The 25,171-nt window shown below is 36.8% G+C and carries 23 protein-coding genes and 1 pseudogene; 5 read left to right on the plus strand and 19 right to left on the minus strand.

What is annotated here, in order from left to right:
• Positions 1-53: 53 nt before the first annotated feature.
• Positions 54-1,514 carry a tRNA lysidine(34) synthetase TilS gene (gene tilS / locus ACFO5Y_RS04105; protein WP_197103654.1) on the minus strand — a complete coding sequence of 487 codons (1,461 nt, stop codon included), beginning with the start codon at positions 1,512-1,514 and terminating at the stop codon, positions 54-56.
• A gap of 199 nt (positions 1,515-1,713) precedes the next feature.
• Between tilS and ACFO5Y_RS04110 the strand changes: the two are divergent.
• From ACFO5Y_RS04110 to ACFO5Y_RS04120, 3 genes and pseudogenes are all read left to right on the plus strand, one after another.
• Positions 1,714-2,415, plus strand: a pseudogene (locus ACFO5Y_RS04110) (HAD family hydrolase).
• Between the two features lie 81 nt (positions 2,416-2,496).
• The gene (locus ACFO5Y_RS04115; protein WP_197103658.1) at positions 2,497-3,171 is read left to right on the plus strand and encodes a response regulator transcription factor; all 675 of its coding nucleotides are present in this window, start codon (positions 2,497-2,499) and stop codon (positions 3,169-3,171) included.
• Positions 3,168-4,223, plus strand: a complete 1,056-nt coding sequence (locus ACFO5Y_RS04120; RefSeq protein WP_197103660.1) for a sensor histidine kinase — start codon at positions 3,168-3,170, stop codon at positions 4,221-4,223. The genes ACFO5Y_RS04115 and ACFO5Y_RS04120 overlap by 4 nt, the downstream gene beginning before the upstream one ends.
• A gap of 142 nt (positions 4,224-4,365) precedes the next feature.
• Here the strand turns inward: ACFO5Y_RS04120 and ACFO5Y_RS04125 are convergent, their stop codons facing one another.
• The 5 genes from ACFO5Y_RS04125 to pth all read right to left on the minus strand — a co-directional run bounded on the left by ACFO5Y_RS04125 (position 4,366) and on the right by pth (position 9,902).
• Positions 4,366-4,884, minus strand: a complete 519-nt coding sequence (locus tag ACFO5Y_RS04125; protein ID WP_197103662.1) for a S1 domain-containing RNA-binding protein — start codon at positions 4,882-4,884, stop codon at positions 4,366-4,368.
• 49 nt (positions 4,885-4,933) lie between these two features.
• Positions 4,934-5,338, minus strand: a complete 405-nt coding sequence (locus ACFO5Y_RS04130; RefSeq protein ID WP_197103664.1) for an FtsB family cell division protein — start codon at positions 5,336-5,338, stop codon at positions 4,934-4,936.
• A 94-nt stretch (positions 5,339-5,432) separates the two neighbouring features.
• Positions 5,433-5,693 carry an RNA-binding S4 domain-containing protein gene (locus tag ACFO5Y_RS04135; RefSeq protein WP_197103666.1) on the minus strand — a complete coding sequence of 87 codons (261 nt, stop codon included), beginning with the start codon at positions 5,691-5,693 and terminating at the stop codon, positions 5,433-5,435.
• 2 nt (positions 5,694-5,695) lie between these two features.
• The gene (gene mfd / locus ACFO5Y_RS04140; RefSeq protein ID WP_197103669.1) at positions 5,696-9,232 is read right to left on the minus strand and encodes a transcription-repair coupling factor; all 3,537 of its coding nucleotides are present in this window, start codon (positions 9,230-9,232) and stop codon (positions 5,696-5,698) included.
• Between the two features lie 106 nt (positions 9,233-9,338).
• Positions 9,339-9,902, minus strand: coding sequence for an aminoacyl-tRNA hydrolase (pth, locus tag ACFO5Y_RS04145; RefSeq protein WP_197103671.1), 564 nt, complete (start codon positions 9,900-9,902; stop codon positions 9,339-9,341).
• Between the two features lie 172 nt (positions 9,903-10,074).
• On the opposite strand from pth, the gene ACFO5Y_RS04150 reads away from it, so the two are divergent.
• Positions 10,075-11,031 carry an L-lactate dehydrogenase gene (locus ACFO5Y_RS04150; RefSeq protein ID WP_197103673.1) on the plus strand — a complete coding sequence of 319 codons (957 nt, stop codon included), beginning with the start codon at positions 10,075-10,077 and terminating at the stop codon, positions 11,029-11,031.
• Between the two features lie 150 nt (positions 11,032-11,181).
• On the opposite strand, the gene ACFO5Y_RS04155 is transcribed toward ACFO5Y_RS04150, so the two are convergent.
• The 6 genes from ACFO5Y_RS04155 to ACFO5Y_RS04180 all read right to left on the minus strand — a co-directional run bounded on the left by ACFO5Y_RS04155 (position 11,182) and on the right by ACFO5Y_RS04180 (position 17,911).
• Positions 11,182-11,415, minus strand: coding sequence for a Veg family protein (locus tag ACFO5Y_RS04155; RefSeq protein ID WP_197103675.1), 234 nt, complete (start codon positions 11,413-11,415; stop codon positions 11,182-11,184).
• A gap of 90 nt (positions 11,416-11,505) precedes the next feature.
• Positions 11,506-12,387, minus strand: coding sequence for a 16S rRNA (adenine(1518)-N(6)/adenine(1519)-N(6))-dimethyltransferase RsmA (gene rsmA / locus ACFO5Y_RS04160; protein WP_197103677.1), 882 nt, complete (start codon positions 12,385-12,387; stop codon positions 11,506-11,508).
• Positions 12,374-12,961, minus strand: a complete 588-nt coding sequence (gene rnmV, locus ACFO5Y_RS04165; RefSeq protein WP_197103679.1) for a ribonuclease M5 — start codon at positions 12,959-12,961, stop codon at positions 12,374-12,376. The genes rsmA and rnmV overlap by 14 nt, the downstream gene beginning before the upstream one ends.
• Positions 12,951-13,745: a TatD family hydrolase gene (locus tag ACFO5Y_RS04170; RefSeq protein ID WP_197103681.1), complete on the minus strand. Its 795-nt coding sequence runs from the start codon at positions 13,743-13,745 to the stop codon at positions 12,951-12,953. Before ACFO5Y_RS04170 ends, rnmV begins: the two co-directional genes overlap by 11 nt.
• 97 nt (positions 13,746-13,842) lie before the next feature.
• Positions 13,843-15,876, minus strand: a complete 2,034-nt coding sequence (metG, locus tag ACFO5Y_RS04175) for a methionine--tRNA ligase (protein WP_197103683.1) — start codon at positions 15,874-15,876, stop codon at positions 13,843-13,845.
• A gap of 241 nt (positions 15,877-16,117) precedes the next feature.
• Entirely contained in the window at positions 16,118-17,911 is a 1,794-nt protein-coding gene (locus tag ACFO5Y_RS04180; RefSeq protein ID WP_197103685.1) for a C40 family peptidase, read from the minus strand.
• Between the two features lie 318 nt (positions 17,912-18,229).
• On the opposite strand from ACFO5Y_RS04180, the gene tyrS reads away from it, so the two are divergent.
• Positions 18,230-19,498 (plus strand): tyrosine--tRNA ligase, encoded by a 1,269-nt coding sequence (tyrS, locus tag ACFO5Y_RS04185; RefSeq protein ID WP_197103687.1) that lies wholly within the window; start codon positions 18,230-18,232, stop codon positions 19,496-19,498.
• A gap of 50 nt (positions 19,499-19,548) precedes the next feature.
• Here tyrS and ACFO5Y_RS04190 read toward each other — a convergent pair whose 3' ends face one another.
• From ACFO5Y_RS04190 to whiA, 7 genes are all read right to left on the minus strand, one after another.
• A complete protein-coding gene (locus ACFO5Y_RS04190) occupies positions 19,549-19,725 on the minus strand; it encodes a hypothetical protein (protein WP_171031295.1) in 177 nt (58 codons plus the stop codon).
• A gap of 13 nt (positions 19,726-19,738) precedes the next feature.
• Positions 19,739-20,440 carry an NAD(P)H-dependent oxidoreductase gene (locus ACFO5Y_RS04195; protein WP_197103689.1) on the minus strand — a complete coding sequence of 234 codons (702 nt, stop codon included), beginning with the start codon at positions 20,438-20,440 and terminating at the stop codon, positions 19,739-19,741.
• 14 nt (positions 20,441-20,454) lie between these two features.
• On the minus strand, positions 20,455-21,243 hold the full coding sequence (locus ACFO5Y_RS04200) for a hypothetical protein (RefSeq protein WP_197103691.1): 789 nt from the start codon (positions 21,241-21,243) through the stop codon (positions 20,455-20,457).
• 11 nt (positions 21,244-21,254) lie between these two features.
• Positions 21,255-22,670, minus strand: a complete 1,416-nt coding sequence (locus ACFO5Y_RS04205; RefSeq protein ID WP_197103693.1) for a sensor histidine kinase — start codon at positions 22,668-22,670, stop codon at positions 21,255-21,257.
• Complete coding sequence (locus ACFO5Y_RS04210) at positions 22,670-23,386, minus strand: response regulator transcription factor (RefSeq protein WP_197103727.1); 717 nt, start codon at positions 23,384-23,386, stop codon at positions 22,670-22,672. The genes ACFO5Y_RS04205 and ACFO5Y_RS04210 overlap by 1 nt, the downstream gene beginning before the upstream one ends.
• Before the next feature lie 326 nt (positions 23,387-23,712).
• A complete protein-coding gene (locus ACFO5Y_RS04215) occupies positions 23,713-24,135 on the minus strand; it encodes a single-stranded DNA-binding protein (protein ID WP_138404434.1) in 423 nt (140 codons plus the stop codon).
• Positions 24,136-24,238: 103 nt separating this feature from the next.
• A complete protein-coding gene (whiA, locus tag ACFO5Y_RS04220) occupies positions 24,239-25,168 on the minus strand; it encodes a DNA-binding protein WhiA (protein ID WP_197103695.1) in 930 nt (309 codons plus the stop codon).
• Positions 25,169-25,171: the final 3 nt, after the last annotated feature.

Genomic DNA, 25,171 nt, shown 5'->3' on the forward strand with positions numbered 1-25,171 from the left:
TAAAAGCGAAAGCGTCATTTTATTGATGTTATGAAGTAAATGTTACCATATTATCAAGAAATATTCTCGCTTTTTTGATATATAAATACATGAGTTTGCTTTTCTTCCAAATTAACGTAAGTTTTATCCTTACTAATCGGTGGTAACATTCCTAGTATCGTCCCTTCATGATTTTCAATGACCCAATAATCTTCACGTTTTGATTTTGGGATTTTTTGATCGATCATGATTCGAGATACTTTCTTATGATAACTTGTTCCATCTGGGCGACGCAAAGTTAACGTGTCTCCATTCTTTCGATGTCGCAACGTTATACTTGGTTTTTCTTCGGTTAAAGATAAAGGTATTTCAACATACAAATCTTTCTTTAAGTCTGTCGCAATCGCATCGATATCAAACACACCTGCTAATTCTTGCTCATTCAATTCGTACCAGTGATTAAACTGTTCAATCTTAATCTCACTTTGTTCAGCTTCTTCAACGCCGTAATCTTGAGGTTGAATCCAAATATAATCATACTCTCTTAAAGCTACCCAGTTATTCGCTATATTCATCAACATATTTGGAGCATCTGTTTGTCTAATGAGTTGTTCTAACTGCTTAACAGCTGCTTTATTATAGGATTGAATTTGGTGAATTAATCTTTCCTCCAAAAATATAGCTAAGTATATCTGCATTAAATCATCAGATAATTCTAGAAACTTAGGTACATATAAAAGCCACCGTCCCTGTGACAATTGCATCAACAGTTCGGGTTCTTTCTGTAAATACTGATTAAAATGCGCATCATAACTTGCTTCTAACTGTTCTGACAGAAGAAGTAAATTAGATAAAAACTGCGGGTTTTCCTCTTCAAAAAAAGGCAACATCTTATATCTCATACGATTACGCATATAAGTCATATCCGTATTCGTCTGATCTTCATTAAAAGGAATATGATGTTCTTTGGCATATTCATTTATTTTTTCCTTTTTAGTTGAACTAAAAGGTCTTAAGACACGAACAGACTTCGAAAATTTCGTTGAAGTAGTTAATATACGTTGGTAGTTAGAGCGAATTCCGCGAACACCTCGTAATGAAGTTCCTCGGATTAAACGCATTAATACCGTTTCACCTAAATCATTCAAATGATGTGCTGTCATCAACGTATCGCTATTCGTCTTAACCATGACATCCCCAAAAAATTGATAACGCGCATCTCTCGCACTTGCTTCAACATTCACTGAAGCTGGTTTGTCCCAATGACTAATAAAGTAAGTTAACTTATATTTTTGGGAATACTCTTTTACCAATTGGGCATCTTGATCACTATCTTCTCTTAATCGATGATTAAAGTGGGCAACAATTAATTCTTTTCTTTCTTCTTTAGGTAATTGTTCATTTATTTGAAGCATGATTGTCAATAATACCATCGAATCTATGCCACCTGACACGGCAAGTAAGATACGCTTACTTTTAAACCATTCGGGCCATTCATTCAATAATTGTTTGACGTTATATAATAAATCACTCATGCGTCATCACCTCGCTTTCTCAGTAACGAAGTATATTTTAACACGATTAGAAATAAAGTATAGAATAAATATATTAACTATACATTAAGTGTATTAAACTTTCGTCATAATTTTTTTGGAACTCTCTATTAACATGCTATCATATACTTACATAAACATAAATCCTGATATTATAAGGTAGATTTACAAAGGAGACATCATGAAACAGATTAAAGCCATTGGTTGGGACTTAGATGATACACTTTATCAAAGAAGTGACTTTTACCGTGCTGCATTCGAAACGATGCAGAAAAATGTGATTCATATTCATCAATCGTTTGAAACTTTCTATCGTATCTTTGAAGTGCATTCCGATATTGAATATGAGAAATTTATTCGTGAAGGAAAAGCTAAGGAGCAATATCAACTTGACCGAATCCTTTCTACTTATAAATATTTCAATTGCGAAATGAGTGTTGAGCAAGCGACGATATTCCAAGCACTAAATGAATATTACCGTCAACATTTAACTCTAGATTCAGAAATCATTCATGTCTTTGAGCATTTACAAGCAGCTGGATATGACTTATTCATTCTTACAAATGGCCCTTCCATCGATCAAAGAAATAAATTAAACACCTTACAAATCAACTGATGGATTCCAGAAAATCGTTGGTTTATCTCAGAAGAATTAAATAGTTCAAAACCTGATATTGAAATATTTAACCATGTCGCAGAAGAGCTAGGTTACCTGAGCCATGAATTTGCTTATATCGGTGATAATTACACTAACGATATTCTAGGTGCATCTCAAGCAGGATGGCATGCGATTCATTATACACTCCCTACACACAGACGTGACAATCCAAATCATCCAACGACGATTCAGCATATTTCTGAAATTATCAATCTTTTTTCTTAAGCACTCGTATTAATTCATATTGCTTCATAAATAGTTAATACATCCATGCTAGATTAAGCCTAATATATAGGAGGAATTCAAATGACTAAAATTTTAATTATAGAAGATGATTTGGAATTAGCAAATATGTTCCAATCCGTCTTAGAACATGCGGATTATGACGTTAAAACAGTTGGTAACGGTGTCCTGGCACTGGATTACTTAGACAAAGAATATGTTGATTTAATTATAACGGATATTATGATGCCAGAAATGGATGGCTATGAATTTGTGGAATCCATGCGTCAAATCGGAGACGAAGTCCCTATTCTAGTTATATCAGCCAAAGATGATTATGAAGATAAGAAACTCGGCTTTAGAATCGGCGTTGATGATTATATGGTTAAACCCATTGATGTTAAAGAAATGGTTCTGAGAGTTGAAGCTTTACTTCGCCGTTCTAAGATAGCGAACAGTCGCCATTTAATTATTGGAGACACAACTTTGAACCAAGATAACTTCTCAGTTACTACTGGCGACGATGTTTCATCACTGCCACAAAAAGAGTTTTTACTCTTGCAAAAACTGCTGTCCTATCCGGATAAGATTTTTACCCGTCAACAATTAATGGATCAAATTTGGGGATTAGATACTCAAACAGATGAACGTACCATTGATGTACATATCAAACGATTACGTGATCGCTTCTCTGATAATGAAGACTTTAAGATTATAACCATTCGTGGACTAGGCTATAAGGCAGATGTAGCACAATGAAAAAGTGGCTTGAATCACGCTTATGGATCTACTTTTCATTTGTAACTTTAATACTTACGATTGTTTTCGCTGCTGTATTAATTATTATAATCTTAGTTTTGGAAGAGTTTGCCCTATTGCCAAGTTTGGAGGGGTCTCCTAAACTTTCTTGGGTCATCCCTATCATCTTTAGTAGTGTAATTGGTTTAGTGATATCTGGAATTGTTATGATCCAAATTTTAAATCCAATTATCAAACTTAAGAAAGCGATGACCAAAGTGATAGAAAGTGACTTTTCAGTGCAATTGGATGAAAACGAACGGATTGCTGAAGTATCGGAATTGTATCATTCTTTTAATTTAATGGTCAACGAATTAAGTAGTATTCAACGTTTACAAAGTGACTTTACATCCGTAATCTCACATGAGTTCAAAACCCCTTTATCTTCGATACAAGGGTATGCACAGCTTTTACAGTCTCCTGATTTGTCCGCAAGTGAGCGGGAATCTTATCAGCATCGAATCATCGTTGCAACTAAACAACTTTCTGGTTTATCCGATAATATATTAAAGTTATCAAAACTTGATAATCAGTCTATTTCAATTGAAAGAAAACCTTATCGTTTAGACGAACAAATCCGTGAAAGTATTTTAAGCCTCCACAACCAATGGGAGGAGAAAAACTTGACGATGACGATCGACTTAGATTCAACCGTGCTCTATGCCAATGAAGATTTATTGAATCAAGTTTGGATCAATCTATTAGATAATGCAATCAAATACAGTGAGCAGGATGGACAAATCATCGTGCATCTAAAAGACTCAAAAGATTCGGTTGAAATTATTATCGAAGATACGGGGATTGGTATTCCTTCAGAGAAGTTAAATATTATTTTTGAGCGTTTCTTCCAAGTGGACGGTAGTCGCTTTAGCTCAGGTAATGGGCTTGGTTTAGCGATTGTTAAACGTATTATTGACAACCACGAAGGAACTATCGAATATCAAAGTGAACTTGGTGATGGAACGAAAGTCATCATTACATTACCTCATAAGAAAATTGAACATTCAAAATAAACAATTCATGCGTACCTTATACTTTTCATTTGAAAAGTCATTTGAATCTTCCTCTCACATATATCGCGCATGAATCTGTATACAGCAAAAGAGCGGGCACCATATTGCAATGGTGTCCGCTCTTTTTGATTGAATAAGTAGATTAGTTACGACGGCCGCCACGACCACCGCGTTTACCTTCAGTATTACGACGTAAAGATGATAAGTTATCTTCACTATCTTTTAGGAATTGGTTCATTAATGAATCGAAGTCATTCCCACCACTATTGTTACTGTTATTGCTTCTACTTTGTTGTGGTCTGCTATTTGAACTGTGGTTTGGTTTGCTATAGCTCCCTTTATTGCTGTGACTTTGCCCTTTATGATCACTCGGTTTTTTATCGCGTGAAGGTGCAGGTCTTGAAGCTGCTTGATCTGGTTGTTCTTGCTCATTCGCTTTACGAATTGACAAGTTGATCTTTCCATCTGGGGTGATTTTAAGAACTTTAACTGTGACTTCATCGCCTACTGATAAGATATCATTAATATCTTTGACAAATCCATCTGAAACTTCACTAATATGAACGAGTCCTGATTTATTTTCTGGTAATGAAACAAATGCACCAAAGTTTGTTATACCTGTGACTTTACCTGAAACTTTTTGACCTACTTCAACTGACATTAATTACAATTTCCTCCTTGATTTTCTATCTATTGTAATGAGTAAGGGATTATTCTTGATAATCTTCAAAATCAAAAATAATTTCACCTGGTTTACTATAATAATAGTCACGTCTTGCAACATCTGCGAGGTATTCAGGATCTTGCATGTGTTTATACTCTTCTTGAGCCTGAATATTCTCTTGCATTGCTTCCTTTTCCAGTTCTTTTGCAGTAGCTAACTCTTGTGTTAACGCATCTGATTCCAGATATGCTTGCACGAGAGGGACAGTTGCTAGTGTTACTCCGATAATACCTACTGCTAGAACACCTAACGTTTGCATTTTAAACGCTTTTTTAGGTTTGTTGTTTACCTCAGCGGGGTCAGCAGAAACATTCCGATGTTGTCCCCGTTGATTCGGAAGATACACAATTTTCTCATTTTTTCTATGATTATTTGTTTTCGATTGTTGCACGCGTTTCACCCCTTATTCATATCCGAGTATAACAGTATTTCCCTCAAATATCCAATCTAATTGATAAAATTCGGTGAACGGATTCGATTTAATTTTACTGATCTAATCGTTCTTCTGAAATGATTTTGTACATATTTTGAGCATCTTCTTTTTTAGTTGATTCTTGCAATTCATTAACTTCAACGGTCATGAGTCGATTCCCGAAACGAATCGTTAACTCGTCCCCGACTGCAACTGCTGAACTTGATTTAGCAACGTTACCATTAATGGTAATTCGGCCTTGGTCTGCTACTTCTTTAGCAACAGTTCTACGTTTAATTAAACGAGATACTTTCAAAAATTTGTCTAGACGCATCTTTACACCTCCTGCGTAACTTGATTTAAGACATCAGCCGTATCTTTAGTGAAATGAATCAAGGCAGATAACCACTGATCATTATCTTTATTATACACATTTAAGCTGACTTCTAATTTATTTTTATTGATTTGTACTTTAGCTTGCAGTGGGACATTTTGTAAGGCTTGGAAAATATTTGCTCCTTGAAGATGCTGTGTGGCTTCTTCATTAAACGTCGCAATGACTTCTTGACGCTTACGTGTAAATGATACAATCCCTGCTTCAATACTGTAGTGTTTAATTAAAGCGATATCTAATAAGTCAGATACTTCATCAGGGAATTCACCAAATCGGTCAATCAACTCATCTTGCAAGCTACGATAGTCTTCTTCAGAACTGATGTTTTGAATGGATTTGTAGACACCAATTTTTTGGATATCGTCATCGATATACTCACCCGGAATATAGGCATCAATATTGACTTGCCATTCAAATGAAGTCGATTCACCAAAGGTTTTCGCGCTATTGCCTTGGCGAGCATCCACTGCTTCTTTAAGCATTTGTGTATACAGGTCGTATCCGACAGAATCGATGAAACCGGATTGTTGCTTACCAAGTAAGTCTCCTGCCCCTCGAATCGATAAATCTCGCATAGCAATCTTAAAGCCTGAGCCTAATTCAGTAAATTCACGAATCGCGTTTAAACGCTTCTCACTAATCTCATTGAGTTGTTTAAATGGCTCATACATTAAATATGCGTAGGCTAAACGGTGTGTACGACCGACACGTCCTCTAAGCTGATACAAGGTTGATAAGCCCATATGGTCCGCATTTTCTACAAAAAGTGTGTTTGCGTTAGGTATATCTACACCTGTTTCGATAATGGTAGTTGTCACTAGAACATCATACTCGCCTCCAATAAAGTCGACTAAGACACGTTCTAATTCTACTTCCGATAGTTGCCCATGGGCAACGGCTACTCTTGCTTCTGGTACGAGATTCGAAATTTCTTCAGCTTTTTGATGGATGGTTGCGACACGGTTATGCAAGTAAAAGACTTGTCCTCCGCGGGCTAGCTCACGTTCAATACCTGTTTTAACGACGCCTGCATTCAATTCCATCACATATGTTTGAACTGGGAATCGGTTTTGTGGTGGTGTTTCAATTAGTGATAAATCTCGCACACCAATCATCGACATATGTAATGTTCTTGGAATCGGTGTCGCTGTTAATGTTAATACGTCCACATCGGCTTTCAATTGTTTTAGTCTCTCTTTATGTTTCACACCAAATCGTTGTTCTTCATCGACAATTAATAGCCCTAAATCGTTAAATTCAATATCTTTTGAAAGTAGACGGTGAGTTCCGACGATAATGGATAACTCGCCTGATTTAATCTTTTTAATATTCTTAGTCTGCTCTGCTCGCGAGACAAATCGGCTTAACATACCTATCTCAAACGGCCAATCACTAAACCGCTCTTGAATCGAGTTGAAATGTTGTTGAGCTAGAATTGTTGTTGGTACTAAGAAGGCAACTTGTTTCCCGTCCATGACAGCTTTAAAAATTGCTCGAATCGCTACTTCGGTCTTACCGTAACCAACGTCTCCTACAAGTAAACGATCCATCGGTTTATCTTTTTCCATATCTTTTTTAATTTCTTTTGTACTTCTTAATTGGTCCGCCGTTTCAACATAAGGAAAGGCGTTCTCGAATTCTTTTTGCTCTGGGGTATCCGGAGTAAATGGATAGCCTTTTCGTTTTTCACGTTCTGCATATAAGGCGATGAGTTCGTCAGCAATGTCTTCAACTTTCGCTTGAACTTTTCTAACGGTTTTCTTCCATTCACTTCCGCCTAGTTTGTTTAATCTCGGTTGTTTCGACTCTGAAGCGACGTATTTTTGTAGTTGATTAATATTTTCAACTGGGAGTAAGACGCGCGCATTATCTTCATATTCAATCGCAACTAAATCTTTATGAACGCCACTTATTTCCATCGTTTCAATCCCGACGTAACGTCCAATACCATGACTTAAGTGGACAACGTAATCACCAACATCTAACTCGTTATAACTCTTAATTCGCTCTGAGTTTGATAAACCTTGTGGCGTTGCTTTTTTACGTCTTAATTGATTGAATAATTCAAGTTCTGTCACGACAACCCAGTTTTCATTCGGTAATTCAAACCCTTTGGCTAAAGAAGTCGTCACGATATTGATGGCACCCGTTTGAGGCTCGTCTCCCTCTTGGATAACCGTTGGATGAATATTATATTCTTCGAATAAATTCAGCGCTTTAACCGCATCTTTATTCGTTGACACGGTCACTTGAATTAATTTCTCTTGCTTCAACCATTGTTCCATCTCTGCTTTAATTAAAGGCATTTGATGGAAGAACTGATTCATGCTTCGATATTGAAAAGCAAAGACATCTGAAAAGCGAATATTTGCTAAACCACCTTGCATTAGTGAGAAATATTGGACCGCTACTTGGCTATTCGCTTGGCGAATTTCTTCATAGGCTTCTAATTGAATAGAGACCCCTGGCAAAAGCTGTCCTTTACTGATTTCTTGTTCGATCCAAAACTGATCTTGTTCAATGGCTTGAAATTCATTCTGTTGAATTCGTCCCATCTCCATGACGATTAAGCGTGCATCATCTTGTAAGTAATCAATGAGCGACGTGCCCTCTTTATCCCAGAAACCTAAGTAGGCATTGGCATACTTTAAAGGCTCACCTTGTTCCAATAATGTAAATTGCTCCGTTTGAACAGATTTCAATTGCATTTTTAATTCTTCGTCTTCTATTTTCTTCAGATGTTTATCTAAATGTTTCTTTAATTTGTCTAAGATGTCTCTTTGATCATGGGGTGTAAAGATGACATCTTGTGCAGGGTAAAATTCAGTCTGTTCAATATTCTCCATCGATTCTTGCGTTTCTGCATTGAAAAGTCGAATTGAATCTAATTCTGTATCAAAGAAGTCTAATCGAACTGGCTGCTCTGCGTTTAAAGGGTAGAAATCAACGATACTCCCGCGAACACTATATTCACCCGGTGATTGGACCATCCCTTCACGGCGGTAACCATATTGATTGAATAACTTTTCTAAATTCTCTCTTTCAATATCCATCCCGATTTCCATGGTAAATAAAGCATCTTTCCAACGGTCAACTGGTGTGAGCCTCATGCGTAAGGCACCTGAAGATGCAACGATAATACATGGTTCTCCGCTAGCTAATGCGTTTAATGCTTTAACACGCTCAGCAGTATTATCCAACGATGAAATTGAATACATCACGGCTAATGACTCTTCATTAGGGAATAACAATACTGGTACATCTGGCAATAAACTCACTAAATCTTCAAATAATTCATTTTGTTGTTTATGTCTCGGTTCAATCACTAAATATTGTTGTGGTTGATTCAAATATTGTTGAGCAATAAATATAGAACGCGCACTATCGTCCAAGCCAGTAATGAGTTTGGCATCCGAATCTTTTGAATCGTTAATTTGATTAATCATTGGACTAAAGGGTTGTGTATACATTGTTGTCATTCTTTATATCTGCTCCTTTCTATTAAAAGAATAAATACGGATTTAGGGGCTCAGTAACTGACCCCCTTTAATCCATATATCTATAGTAATCTTATTCTACCATATCTTACTTATTATATTCACTCATAACGTGTTGGAAATCCTTGCCATCAAGCCAAGCTTCAATGGCATCGACAGTTTGGTCAACTGCTTCATCAACTAAAATCCGATCTTCGGCTGTAAATCGTGCCAATACATGGTCAACGACTTTCCAACCACCTTGAGGACGACCGATACCAATCTTAGCACGCTTAAATTCGTTTGTGCCTAACATATCGATGATACTTTTAATTCCATTTTGCCCACCTGAACTGCCTTTTTTACGGAAACGAACACGGCCAGGATCCAAGTCTAAATCATCATGAATAACTAATATATCATCAATATCAACACCATAATAACTCATTATTGGTAGTAATGCTTCTCCAGAAAGATTCATATATGTGAAAGGTTTCATTAGCAAAACTCTTTCCCCATTTCGATGCCAAATTGTATAGTCTGATCTGAATTTCTGTTCGGTCATTTCTAAATGATGACGTCTCAAAATCTCGTCAATGGCATCAAAGCCAATATTGTGACGGCTGCCGTTATATTTGCTACCAGGATTGCCTAAACCTATTACTAACTTCACTTTTATCACCTATCATTTCTTAATAAAATCTCTTCGGTAGTATATCACAAACCTACTTATAAATCCTGAGTTTGAATTATTTTCAATTTGGAAACGTTTAAATTATAATTGATATTGAGTAATAGGATTTAATTGTGATATACTGAGCATATAATGAAAGGGGATTTTTATTATGACAGAAACATTAGACAAAATTATTTTAATTGGCGACGGCGCGGTCGGTTCAAGTTTTGCATTCTCATTAACGCTTCAAGGGGTTGGACGAGAATTAGGTATTATTGATATCGATACTGATAAAACAGTTGGAGATGCGATGGACTTATCAAGTGCATTGGCTTATCATTCAACTAAAAAAATCTATTCAGCTCAATACTCTGATTGTCATGACGCTGATATTGTTGTCATCACTGCTGGAGCTGCTCAAAAGCCGGGTGAAACTCGCTTAGATTTAGTTAACAAGAATTTAAAAATCTTTAAATCAATCGTTGGTGAAGTGGTTGCCTCAGGTTTTGATGGAATCTTTTTAGTAGCGACAAACCCAGTGGATATTCTAACTTATGCAACATGGAAATTTAGTGGTTTCCCTAAAGAACGCGTGATTGGTTCAGGAACATCTTTAGATACTGCACGTTTCCGTCAAGAAATTGCTTCATTAGTTGATGTTGATGCACGTAATGTTCACGGATATATTCTTGGTGAACATGGTGATACAGAATTCCCTGTTTGGTCTCATGCTAATATTGGTGGCTTACAAATTTACGAATGGATTAAAGACCATCCTGGAACAGATGAGGAAGCTTTAGCGAATGTATTCTTTAAAGTTCGTGATGCTGCTTATGAAATCATAAAACGCAAAGGAGCAACTTATTATGGAATTGCTGCTTCATTAACTGCCATCTGTCGTGCTATCTTAGATAATACACACTCTATCTACCCTGTTTCTGCTTATTTAGATGGAGAATATGGTCAAGAGGATATTTATATCGGAGTGCCAGCGGTTATTGGCCGAAAAGGTATTATCTCAACTGTTCAAATTCCTTTAAATGAATTAGAACAAGATCGTATGGATCATTCTGCAAATACTTTACGTGATATCATTAATGAAAGCTTTGCTAACTTAGAAGAATAAAAATTCACAAAATTAGAACCAGACCGCTGAAGATAAGGATAAGACTCCTTCAGCGGTCTGGTAATTTATTTGTTAATATAACTAAAAATACCTTAGCTATTCGCACTCAGAACGAATAGCTAAGGTATTTATCAGTATTTATATATAAGGCTACTTGAATTCTAATTCAATTGTATTCGTTAATACATCACGGTAGCTATAACTAATGCGATCAAAATCATTTTCGTCTTGATTTAAATCTACAATGAAGACTGAACGATATGTTTCTTTAAGGACACCTTTACGTTCTTTTTTCTTTTTGCGCCCCATCTGAACAGTCACACTAATCTCTTCACCAACACGATCTTCCAAATAAGTCTTTATCTCTGATAATTCATTTGGCATTCCCAATCACCTCACCGTATTATTATAACACATAGTGATTAAAAAATCAATGATACCACAACTCTCGAAAGGTGACAAGTAAATTTCAAATTAAATTTCGCTTAATTTATTAAATAATTCTTCAAATTCATAAACTGTCAGTGTTTCTGCACGGCGTTTGGGATCGATTTCAGCTTGTTCAAAGCCTTCAGCTAATTTAGTTTGGTCTGCTTCACCATTTTGATAATAATTTCTGACATTATTCCAAATTGTTTTCCGACGTTGAGTAAAGGCCATTTGAATGAATTTCTCAAACTCTCTTGGCTCATCCACTTCGACTAAAGGTTTCTCGCGGCGTCTTAACATTAGTACGGCCGAATCAACATTTGGTTTCGGAATAAAGACACTTTTTGGAACAATAAAGGAAATACTTGCTTCCATTTTATTCTGGATGGCTATCGTCAATGAATTGTATGCTTTCGTTCCCACTTCTGCAGTCATTCGCTCTGCTACTTCTTTTTGCATCATCATTGCTAAGCGATTGAAAGGCAAATCTGTGTCTAATAAGTGCATAATAATCGGTGTTGTAATGTAATAAGGTAAGTTCGCAACAACAACTAAATCTTCAGCTTCTTTTAAATGAGCAAATTCCGGATTATTAAAATTCACTTTCAAAATATCTTCATGAACTACGTTCACATTGTCATATTCAGATAGGGTGTTGGCTAATACTTTTACAAAACGGGGATCAATTTCAAAGGCCAGTACTTCTTTGGCTGATAAGGCTAAAAATTCTGTCAGCGCACCAATTCCTGGTCCAATCTCGATGACCGTTGTGTTTTTAGTAATATCCGCTGTTTGAATCATCTTGTCTAGGATTGATGGTTCAACTAAAAAGTTTTGTCCTAGACTCTTTTTCATCTTGATATCGTACTGTTTCATTATTTCAGCTGTTCTTGTGGGTGTTGCAATTAATCGTTTAGATGTTTCCATTTTGTTCACCTGCTTTCAATTGTTTTGTCAATTCTTCTAAATTAATTTGATACATCGCTAACTTTTTCTGTAGTTGTTTGCCATTAATATGTCCAAGATGATAATGATTAGATATGTAATCTCGGCGTGTTTTTGCTTCTGGGTGGCCAATAAGTTTGAGTCGCATTAATTCAGCTTTATGTATAAACGTCGGTTCCTCCGTATTCGGTGTCATGACTTTCTCAAGAGCATTTATAATGCTTTCTTTGGTCGCATGTTCAACACCTAGACTCTTTCCTCGCTTACCAGCATTCGCCTCTTCTGGCTTAATATAGGCGTGTTTAACGCTAGGAATAGCTTGTTCAATAATTCGGCGGATGCGCTCCCCTTGAAAGTCAGGATCAGTAAAGACAATGACTCCCAACTTTTCATGAGCAGCTTTGATTTGATCGAGTGTTGCTTGATCAATGGCAGATCCATTCGTTTCAATTGTTTGGACAGTTTTACCGAACGCCTCGATTAATCTTTTCGTATCATCTCGCCCTTCAACAACAATGACTTCACGGGGCGGATTAGCATGCTTATTATTTTTCATGTTGCTTCGTCTCTGGATACCACTTAAATAATTCAAAGGCATTATTCGTTGTTAAGGTCGCAATTTCATCAAGTGGCATGTCTTTCACTTGCCCAAGAACTTCCGCCACATAGCGAACATAGGCTGGCTCGTTACGTTTACCTCGTTTCGGTACAGGAGCTAAGTAAGGTGCATCTGTCTCAACTAAAAGTCGGTCATTTGGGACAACTTTAGCCGCTTCACGTACGTCTTCTGTCTTTTTGAAAGTTAAAACACCACTAAAGCTGATATGCATTCCTAAATCTAGGAATTTATATACTTCTTCCTTAGTTTCACCATATGAATGCATGATACCGCCGGCTTTAGGAATACCTTCTTCTTTTAAAATTTTATAAACATCGTCCGTCGCATCGCGGTTATGAATGGTAATTGGCAAATTATGTTCCTTTGCCATCGCAATTAATCGTCTAAATACTCGGTGCTGATCTTCTTTAGTAGAATCTGGCCAATAGTAATCAAGCCCAATTTCACCTAACATTTGTACTTTCGGTGCTGCGAGTTTTTCTTCGAGTTGCTTCTCGATGGCTTGATTATAACGTGACGCTTCTGTTGGATGCCAACCGATGACGCTAATAATGTGTTCATTCTCTTGGCTGAGTAATAAACTCTTTTCAATGGTCTTCTCATCAAAGCCCACCACCGCCATATATTCTACGTCATTGTCTTTAGCTTGTTGGATGATTTCTGACTCGATGCCTTCAAATTGATCGGCGTTCAGATGCGTATGGGTATCAAATAACTTCAAAATATCTTACCTTCCTTGTTAAAGTCTCTTATACAGAATAACTGAATAAAACCTTAATCTCAATCAATAAATGAGACTAAGGTTTTATATATATAAATTATCCGATTAAACTTCCGTTAGCTGCTTCTGGATCAGCAAACAGTAATGATAACTTGCCATCTGATTCAGATGAAAGAATCATTCCTTGACTAATATATCCCATCATCTTACGTGGTTTCAGGTTCGCTACAACGATAACCTTTTTACCAATTAAAGCTTCGTGGTCTAGATAATATTTCGCAATTCCAGATAAAATTTGACGATGTCCTTTATCTCCAGCATCTAAGCGGAATCTAAGTAACTTATTAGAGCCATCTACTGGCGCAACATCAATCACTTCAGCCACTTTCATTTCAGTTTTAATGAAGTCCGTAAACTCTACTGATTCCGTTTCGTCATAAACTAATTCAACTGATTCTGGATTCCAGTCTTCATCATCAACTTTACCAGTTGCTTCATTGCTACCTTTGCCATTCATTGCTTCTTGAATTAATTTAACTTCTTCTTCAGTGTCTAATCTTGGGAAGATTGGTACACCTTTTTTAATCACGGTCGTATTCTCAGGCACTTGGTTTAGCGCAAGGTCTTTCAGTAAACGGTCTGTTTCTGATGGCATACCCAGTTGTTCAAAGATTTGAGCAGGTGAATTTGGCATAATTGGACGTAATAAATGCGCCACAACTCTTAATGAATCTACTAAATGATACATCACAGAAGCTAATTGCGCTCGGCTTTCTTCTTCTTTTGCCAATGTCCAAGGCATTGTCTCATCAATATATTTATTTGTACGAGATACGATTGCCATGACATTATTTAACGCAGAATGGAAATCTAAACGATCCATTGCTGTATGATAGTCTGCGATTTCTTTTTCGATAAATGCTTCAATTGACGCATCGAATTCTGTTTTATCAAAAGCTGTTAAATCCGTTGGGATTTTCCCATCAAAATACTTGTTCATCATCGCAATCGTACGGTTTAATAAGTTTCCTAAATCATTCGCTAATTCAAAGTTAATGTGGTTAACGAAATCTTCTGGTGTAAAGACCGTATCGTTTCCTTGTGTCATTTCTCTTAATAGATAGAAACGCGTTGCATCTAGACCATAACGTTCAATTAATGTATCAGGATAAATGACATTTCCTTTTGATTTAGACATTTTTCCGTCTTTCATTAATAGCCAACCATGAGCAAAAATTTGCTTAGGTAATGGTATATCTAATGCCATTAATAAAATTGGCCAGTAAATCATATGGAAACGAGAAATATCTTTACCAATTACGTGCACATCTGCAGGCCAGAATTGTTTGAATAGACTATCGTCATCACTTCCGTAACCTAAGGCAGTAATGTAGTTAGATAATGCATCAATCCATACATAAACGACGTGTTTAGGATCTGATTTTACTGGGATCCCCCAAGAGAATGACGTTCTTGATACAGCTAAATCTTCTAAACCTGGTTTAATAAAGTTATTAACCATTTCAGTCTTACGAAATGCTGGTTGTAAGAATTCTGGATGGGCATCGTAATATGCTTCTAAACGTTCAGCATATTTACTTAGTTTAAAGAAATAAGATTCTTCTTTAACTAATTCTACTTCGTGTCCAGATGGTGCGACTCCACCAATGACATTCCCGTCTTCATCACGGTAAACTTCTGATAATTGGCTTTCAGTAAAGTATTCTTCGTCACTCACTGAGTACCAGCCAGAGTATTCACCTAGATAAATATCTCCTTGTTCAAGTAAACGTTCAAAGATTGTTTGAATCGCTTGCTTGTGACGTTCTTCAGTTGTACGAATAAAACCGTCATTTGTAATCTCTAATGATTTCCATAATTCTTTAATTGATTCTGCCATTCCATCTACATAGGCTTGCGGTTCAATACCTAATTCTTCTGCTTTAGTTTCGATTTTTTGGCCGTGTTCATCTGTTCCTGTTAAGAAGTAAACATCATAGTCCATTAATCGTTTATAGCGAGCCATAGCGTCGCTGGCTAATGTTGAATAGGCATTACCAATATGTAATTTACCACTTGGGTAATAAATTGGCGTTGTAATATAAAAAGTTGGTTTTGTTTGTTCGGTCACGAATGAGTGCCTCCTACATAATATAATTTTAATACATTATAGCATACTCACACTTGTTATGCTTTATACATTGAAAATCGGTGCGAATTGGTAGTGGATTTTATTAGCTAGTGAATTTCTGTCACATTCTAAGACAAATGACATCGCTATTTGGCGTGAGTTTGCCTAGAAAAATCCCAAAAAAATTTAATAAACAAAAACCAGATCAGAGTGGACTGACCTGGTCGTTAAATTCTATTAATTATTTGTTCACGCGTAATGCGAAACTTGGCATGAAGTATGAGCTAACTGAGTTATACTCTAAAGGTGTTCCTGGTTGTGACGCATGGATGTAGTTACCGTTTCCTGTTGCGATTGCAACGTGGTAAGTAGATCCAGGTGTTCCCCAGAAGTATAAATCTCCGGCTTGAGCTTCGCCAACACCGATTTTAGTTCCAGCGTTTTCTTGTGCTCCAGTCCAGCCACCTACGTTAATTCCGTAAGTTTCTTGGAATACGTGTTGTACAAATCCTGAACAGTCAAAGCCTGAAGGTGATTTCCCACCCCATACATATGGTGTTCCTAAGTATTGTGATGCGTTTGATAATAATGCATCAACACTTCCTTGAGCTGCTTGCGCTTCAGCTTCGGCCTCTGCTGCCGCTTGCGCTGCTGCTTCTGCCTCTGCTTGAGCTTGTGCCGCCGCTTCTTCAGCTGCTGCTTGGGCTTCCGCCTCTGCCGCCGCTTGGGCTGCTGCCTCAGCTTCTGCTTGAGCTTGTGCCGCTGCTTCGGCTTCTGCTTGGGCTGCTGCTTCAGCTTCTGCCTGTGCTTGAGCTGCTTCTTCAGCTGCTGCTTGATCATCAACTACAGGTGCTTCTTCTACAGCTTCCCATGCAGGTGTATCTGCAATAACTTCTTCCTCTACTGGTTGCTCTTCAACAACTGGTGTTTCTTCAACTACCGGTACTTCTTCTACAGGAGTTTCTTCAACGATAGGCGCTTCCTCTACAGGAACTTCCACTACAGGAGTTTCTTCAACGATTGGTGCTTCCTCTACAGGAACTTCCACTACAGGAGTTTCTTCTGTAACAGGTGCTTCTTCTACAACTGGTGTTTCTTCAACTACAGGAGTCTCTTCAACTACTGGAGTTTGTTCTGCAATTGCTTGAGCTTCTTCTGCTGCTTGAGCTGCCGCTTCAGCATCTGCTTGCGCTTGTGCCGCTACTTCAGCTTGAGCTGCTGCATTCGCTTGTGCTTCTGCGATTGCTTGAGCTTCCGCCTCAGCTTGTGCTTGGGCTGCTGCTTCGGCTTCAGCGATTGCTTGCGCTTGAGCTGCTGCCGCTTGTTCAGCTGCAATACGTTGAGCTTCTTCGAAAGCTTGACGTTCAGCAACTAATGCTTCACGGTGAGAAGCTGCTAATGAAATATCGTTTGTTAATTGGTTGTAAACTTCTTCAGAAGCTGCAGTTTGTGCTGACAACTCTTCTTTTAATGCTTCAAGTTCAACCATTTTTTCGATTTTTTGATTTTTTGTTGATTCTGTTTCAGATTTTTTGCTTTCAACCGCTTCTTTATCTGAAATTTGAACGTTTAATAAATCTTTGTTTGCAGATACCATTTTGTTAATAACATCTACACGACCAACAAAATCACTTACTGATTCTGATGATGCTACATAGTTTAAATAGTTAGATGATCCACCACTTACTTGAACAGCACGTGCTTGATCAGCTAATAAGCCTTCACGTTTACCGATAATATCTTCAAGTTGAGTAATTTCTTCTTCTAATTCAGCAATTAACGCATCATCTTCTGCTACTGCTTCAAGGACTGCAGTTGCCTCTGCTTGAATTGTATCAATTTCAGCATATGCTGTAGCTAATTGTGCGTATAAGGCTGTTTGTTGAGCACTTAAACCTTCGATTTGTACGTCTGCTTCATTAATCAGTGCGTCATAGTTTTGAGCTGATGCTAAAACTGGTGCTGCAACCGAGCTTAATGCTAATGCAGATGTAAATAAAGTTTTGAATAAGCTCTTAGAAAAAGTTTTCTTCATTGTTTATTGCCCCTTTGTTATTACTAGTTTTGTTATATTCATATTATATTCATTAAATCTTCTCTTTTTCGACCTGAGAAGATAATAACACACCTTTGAGTCGAATAGTTGGTTTTCTTTGATTCGTATACTGTTTGTAACATTACTGTAAAATATCACTATTTTTGTCATTTAAATATTTTTTCTATCCTATAATATTCGGATACTTTGAGTACTTGGATACTGTCATCAACAATATTTTTGTAACAGAACGTTGATTAAACTAACTTAAATCCCTATAATAAGGTTATCTATTCATTTCTAAAAAGGAGACTCATAATGCATATTCTAGAAGATTTAGAGTGGCGTGGAGCCATCAATCAACAAACAGACTCCGAAGGTCTGGAAAAATTAACACATAAAAAAGCGATCGGTCTATATTGTGGCGTTGACCCGACTGGGGATTCAATGCATATCGGTCATTTAATTCCATTCATGATACTTAAACGATTCCAATTAGCTGGTCATAATCCGGTGGTTGTTATTGGTGGAGCGACTGGTTCTATTGGTGATCCATCTGGTCGTAGTAGTGAACGTCAATTACAAACTATGGACATTGTTAAAGAGAACGCTAATAAATTAACTCAACAAATGGATAAATTATTCTTAAAAGGGGACGCTGAAAATAGCGGCTTCCGTGTTGTAAATAATTACGATTGGTTAAGTGAATTATCTTTATTAGATTTCTTACGTGACTACGGAAAACACTTTAACATCAATACAATGCTTGCTAAAGATATCGTGGCTTCTCGTTTAGAAACAGGGATTTCATTTACTGAGTTTACATACCAAATATTACAATCCATTGATTTCCATTATTTATACAAGAACTTAGATGTTCAATTACAAGTAGGTGGCGCAGACCAATGGGGTAATATTACAGCGGGACTTGATTTTATTCGTCGTATGGAAGGTTCTGAAGCAGAAGCCTATGGATTAACCATTCCGTTAATGCTTAAATCTGATGGAACTAAATTTGGTAAATCAGCTGGAAATGCGATTTGGTTAGACCCAGAAAAAACAACACCTTATGAATTCTACCAATTCTGGATTAACCAACAAGACTCAGATGTTACTAAATTCCTTAAATACTTTACTTTCTTATCTAAAGAAGAGATTGAGGCTTTAGAGAAAGAAATTGAAGAAAATCCACACTTACGTGTCGCTCAACGCCGTTTAGCTGAAGAAATTACACGCTTTGTCCACAGTCAAGAAGCACTAGATGAAGCGCAACAAATTACTGAAGCTCTCTTTACCGGTGAGGTTGGCCAACTTTCAGCGAAACAAATCGAAGAAGGTTTCAAAAACATGCCACAATCGACAGTTGCTAGACAATCAGAGAACTTAGCTATTTGGTTAGTTGATACTGGAATTGTTGATTCGAGAAGACAATCACGTGAATTTATTAATAACAATGCCATCTCAATCAACGGAGAGAAAATTAATGATGTTGATTATGAGATTGGCCCAGACGATGCGATTGATGGTAAATACATCATTGTTCGTCGCGGTAAAAAGAAATATCATTTAGTTATTTTTGAAGATTAATACTTCAGAACAAAAAGAAGTCACCTACTTTTAGTAAGTGACTTCTTTTTTTATTCGTTCCAATTTTCTGGACTCCAACTTGCACCATCAAGTTTCCCTTTATGGTTTTCGATGCGTTTCTCTTGCTCTTTAAACAAACTCATCGCAGCGACTAATAAAGCTTTGGTTGGATAATCTGTTGCTTTCTCCACCCAATCACTATGGTAATCATCATATTGTGTATTCATTGAATCACCCTCCCTACCAACGATCAGTTAAAGTGAATAATTCACTTACTTCATCCGCTTGATCTTCTAGAGTTTGCTTCCACAAATCAAATAGAATTTCGTTTTCTGCTGATAAGTTTAATTGCTCAGCTTTAATGGTTTCTAATTTTTCTAACAAGTAGCGCTGATAAGTTAAATAACTTAAATGCGTGCCTTCTTCTAAATAACAAGCGTATTGATACATTAACTCCATCTTCTCTGGTTCGCTCATATAAGCAAATTGGTGAACAGAGAAGATTGGTAAGTACGTCATATTAAAGTAGTTTGCCAGTGATTCATATGGTGATAGTACTTCTGACAATGTCCGTTTCTCTCGCCCACCTGCTTGATACTGACTTTCCTTCACACCTGCCACAACGACTAAACCTAATTCCTTGTGCGCTAATTGTCTAGCAAACCGGTCGTTTGTTTGTCTATCTTCAATGACCGTATCTAACCACAGTTTCATGATTGCTGGCGCTTGATACCAATAAAGATGGAATTGAAAGATAATTCGGTCATACTCTAATAGACGCGCTTGTTCTGATTCAACATTGAATAACCCATTTTGGTCAAATTCACTTTGTAAATCTACATAAGTAGCCTCTGTGATATGTTTACCTGAACTTAATAAAAACTGCTGACTACTCGAAGTCGCAACATCTGGGTGGGCTACATAAACAATCGTTTTACTCATTCAATCCTCCTAAGTTATTCTCCTACAAATAGGCGCTTTAAATATGGAGATATCTCCATAGCGCTTTGTAATTCTTGATGGTTCGCTACATCAATATTACTGGTATTTATTTCCTCGATTAACTCTCTTGCATAGCTTTGAAAAGCATCATTTAGTTTAGTCAATAACGTTTGATTGTACACTAAGGCATATGCCTCTTCTGCTTCCTTCACTCCACGGGCTATGACTTCGAAATACCCATCCGTCACAGGAATAAACTTTAAATTATTTAACGTCGTTATCGCTGTTTCGTAATTTAACGTTTGGGTTAAAGCATCGTCAATGAGTAAATTGATTGTTTCTTGAAAGTAATCCTCTGTCTCTTGAAAGCGGTAAGGATCAACCGTTTCAAGTAAAGTGTAATAGTCAATATTTTCAACATAAGGGACATTACTATTGACGTGTCCACCAGTGATTACAGGTTCAACGTACATTGCATTTACTTCATCGCGAGCGAAATACCGCCGATGTAAATCATTATACGCTTGGATTTGTTTCGGTCCAAGAGCTTCTGATTCCTCTAAGTCGTTTAAGTGCGAGCGGATATTCACAAGATCCTCTTCGTTCATATCTTCAATAATAAAGCCTGTTTCTTTATCAAAGTAATATTGATCAATTTGTTGAGTGACTCCTTGAGCATAAGCTTCTTGGTGATGGATGTTTTTCACTTGATGCTGTGAATACAAAAAGAAACTTAATTGAATGATTACCGCAACAAGTATAATACAGGCCAATGAGACTAAAATTTTTGCTTGCTTCGTCATGACGGTTCCTTTCAGAGTTTACTTTCTTTTTTATGTGGTAACTTCACAGTGAATACTGAACCCTTACCTAATTCACTGTCGACTTCTATATTACCTTGGTGAGCTTCAATAAGTGATTGAACGACAGATAAACCAATGCCTGATTCGCCAAATTCGGTATTTTTCCTTGATTCATCCACTTTATAGAATCGTTCCCAAATACTCTTTAGATGTGCCGGATCGATTCCGATACCCTGGTCGATAACTTTAATTTCACTATACTCTTCTTGCATCTTCCCTTGAAGAATAATATCACTGTCTTCAGAGAATTGAATGGCATTAGTAACGAGGTTAATGAGAATTTGAATTATTCGGTCATAATCTGCCCACACAATTAAGCCCTCTTCTGCTTCAACTAAAATATTAATATTTTTCTTAGCTGCTTTCCGTGATAATTGTTCTTTAATTTGGTCTAGAAGTTTATTTCCGTCATTCTCTTGTTTAGCTAAGACGAATTGATGGCTACGGATTTTTTCGTAGTCTAAGTTTTCATTGACTAATCGAGTCAGTCTTTGCGTTTCCCGTTGAATCAATTCTAAGCTTCGTCCTCGTTGCTTCTCTGGAATCATATTATGCTGTAAGCCTTCCAGAAGTCCGCTCATCGTTGTCAGTGGTGTCCGCATTTCATGAGCAACATCCATCATGAATTGACGTCTTAAACCTTCTTGTCTCTTTATTTCTTCTTGCGACTCCATTAGTGAATGTGACATCTTTTGGAAATCCCTTGATAAATCTCCAAACTCATCGTGACCATCCGTTGCTATCGTTACATCGTAATTTCCCTGACCAATTTGTCTAGTTGCATATTGGAGGCGATGGATTTTACGTGTTTGTAGGATTGAATAAACTGTACTAATAATAATCCCCATAATAATCGCTAAGATTAGTGATATAAATATATTCTGTCTGACTGCATCGAGTCTTGCTTGTAGGTCATCTAATGGAGCCGCCAAACTAATAAAGCCTGATGGAAATTCCCCAACATCATGATGGGGTAGATAAACAGTTAAGTAAGGTTCGACTTCGCCGTTTTGGTTATAACGGTCTACTGTTCGGAAACCAAGATACTGGCCGGATTGAATTAATTGCAACTCTTCTTGTGATAAATTTGCATCAAAGCGTTGATCATAAATCGGGTAAATCGTTCTTCCGTCAGATAAATACACTTGAATAACAATATTCTCACTTGCTAATAACTGAGATGTTCTCACTAAATCATTCCGTGAAAAGTTATTATTAACGATGTTATACCCGTAATTTAGTAATTGTTGCTCCCGTGTTTGTTCAATCTCAGTCGTCATCTCATCTTCAATTCGATAAGCGAAAAGCGCAACCGTTGCAATAATGACTAATAAAAATGCAATCAGCTGTTGCCATAAAACCTTCATTATTCCTCACCAGGTGCTTCGTATTTATAACCGACTCCCCAGACTGTTTGAATAATTTGTGGACCCACTTGTTCAATTTTTTGACGTAATTTCTTAATATGTGCATCAACGGTACGTTCATCGCCGAAGAATGGGTCTTCCCAAAGACTTGTTAATAAATCTTCACGGCTAAATACTCGTTTAGGATGCTCTGTAAATGCGACAAGTAAGTCAAATTCTTTCGGTGTAAGATTCTCAATAGGATTGTCTTTGTAATAAGCTTCGCGTGTTGATGTATTGATATGGATAATTTCTGTTTCAACATCAAATTCTGAAGCTGTCTCAACTTCCGCTTCTTGAGTCGGTGTTACTTGAGCTCGACGGTGTAATGCTTTCATACGAGCAAGTAATGTAATCGGGCTGAAGGGTTTTGTTACATAATCATCTGCCCCAATTTCAAGCCCAATCACTTGATCACTTTCTGAATCTCTTGCTGTTAACATTATAATCGGTGTTTCCTTAGATATTTTTCGAATGTTGTGGCAGATTTGCATGCCATCCATTGAAGGGAGATTTAAGTCTAATATCACGATATCCCACTTCGTTGGATTGATTTTATACGCTTCGTAGCCTTCTGCCCCGTCCTGATGAAAGGTTGCTTCATAGCCTTCATTCTCAAAAAACATCGACATCATTTCGCTCACTGATTCATTATCTTCTATCATTAAAACGTTCATCATTGTTTCCTGCCTCCTTTTGCACAGTCCTTGTGCCTTGTAGTCATTATTATACATGAATTTGATGATTTTAAGCAATTTGAATCCATTATCCCCCATCTCTTCATAATATTCACAATTTCGTCATATTTGCACGCAAAAAAATGCTCAATATAATCTACCTTCGTATTTACCTACGTCACTTTTTTGGGAGGTTGGAATATACGTAAATAAAAAGGTATCGATTATATTAAGCATCTTTAGAGGTTTATAAATTAGGCTTTGGTACTTTTGAATAATATACTTTACTGGGGTTTATGAATGAAAATACAGAATTACATTTTTTATTAGTTCATCACAGCGCGAATGCTTTCTTCATCAATTTGTATATCCGCACTTTGAGTTTGCTCAACTTGATTATTGTCGGTTTGCTTTTGTTTTGAGTCGTCTGAATCCCGTGATTGCAATAAAGTTAGTTCTTCAACAAGACATTCAATAACGTAACGGTCATTATTATCGCTGTCTGTGTATTTGCGACTTTGCATCTTACCAGTGATGGCAATTTGTTGCCCTTTGGCTGTATAGTTATGCAACAAATCAGCAAGATGGTTCCAAGCGACAAATGGAATAAAATCAGCTCGGCGTTCACCGTTTGCATCTTTTTGGTAATGATTGATCGCAATAACATTATTAACAACACGACCATTTTGACCAACTTTATTACGTTTAACATCTCGTACAATTCTTCCAACATACATTGCTTTATTCAAAAAAATCACCCCTTTCTTTTTGGTCTATATATATATACGTAAAAAAGGGGCGATTCCATTATTTTATTTTCAAATTTACATAAACTTTACATAAAATTTACAATTAACCGATTTCTTCTGCCATTTTCACAATTTTTCTTAAGCGGTGATTCACACCAGATTTGGAAATTGGTCCACCAGGTATTTGCTCTCCAAGTTCTTTTAAGCTCATATCCGGGTTGCTTAATCTAAATTCTGCCATGACTTTTAATTTGTCAGGTAAAGTTGTTAAACCTTGATAATCGTCAATTAAACGAATCGCTTCAAGCTGACGTTGAGATGCATCAATCGTTTTATTCATATTCGCATTCTCACAGTTTACTAATCGATTCACTGAATTACGCATATCGCGAACGATACGAATATCTTCGAAGCGTAATACAGCACTTGATGCGCCAATAATCGCTAAGAAATCTGAGATTTTCTCAGCTTCTTTTAGATAAGTTATATAGCCATTTCGGCGATTAATTGTTTTTGCATTTAAATCAAAATCATTCATCATTTGACAAATATCTTTATTATGTTCGTCATAACTTGAATAAATTTCCAAGTGATAATTATTTGACTCAGGGTTATTTACCGAACCGCCAGCTAAAAATGCACCACGTAAGTATGAACGTTTCTTTTGTTCATTCTCGGTAATATCACTTGTAACTTTTGTGTTCAATCCAATGCCAAGCATATCTAGAATATTTAAATCTTCTAAAATTTCTTTCACTCTAATACGACAACGTACTATATATACATTGTTCTTCTTCAGCTTCATCTTGCGACGAACAATTAATTCACCTTCAACTTCATAATGATCTTTTAAAAGTGTATAAATTCGACGCGCGATTGCTGCATTCTCACTTTGAATATTCAAAATGAATTTTTGTTGATATATACTTACAGCACCATTCATTCGAATCAGCGCAGTAAGTTCCGCTTTTGCATGCTCACGGTGTACTTCTAATAGCGTACATTCTTTTTTTACGTCTGAAGCAAATGTCATCGT

The sequence above is a fragment of the Ruoffia tabacinasalis genome (assembly GCF_042652985.1).
Taxonomy (GTDB): Bacteria; Bacillota; Bacilli; order Lactobacillales; family Aerococcaceae; genus Ruoffia; species Ruoffia tabacinasalis.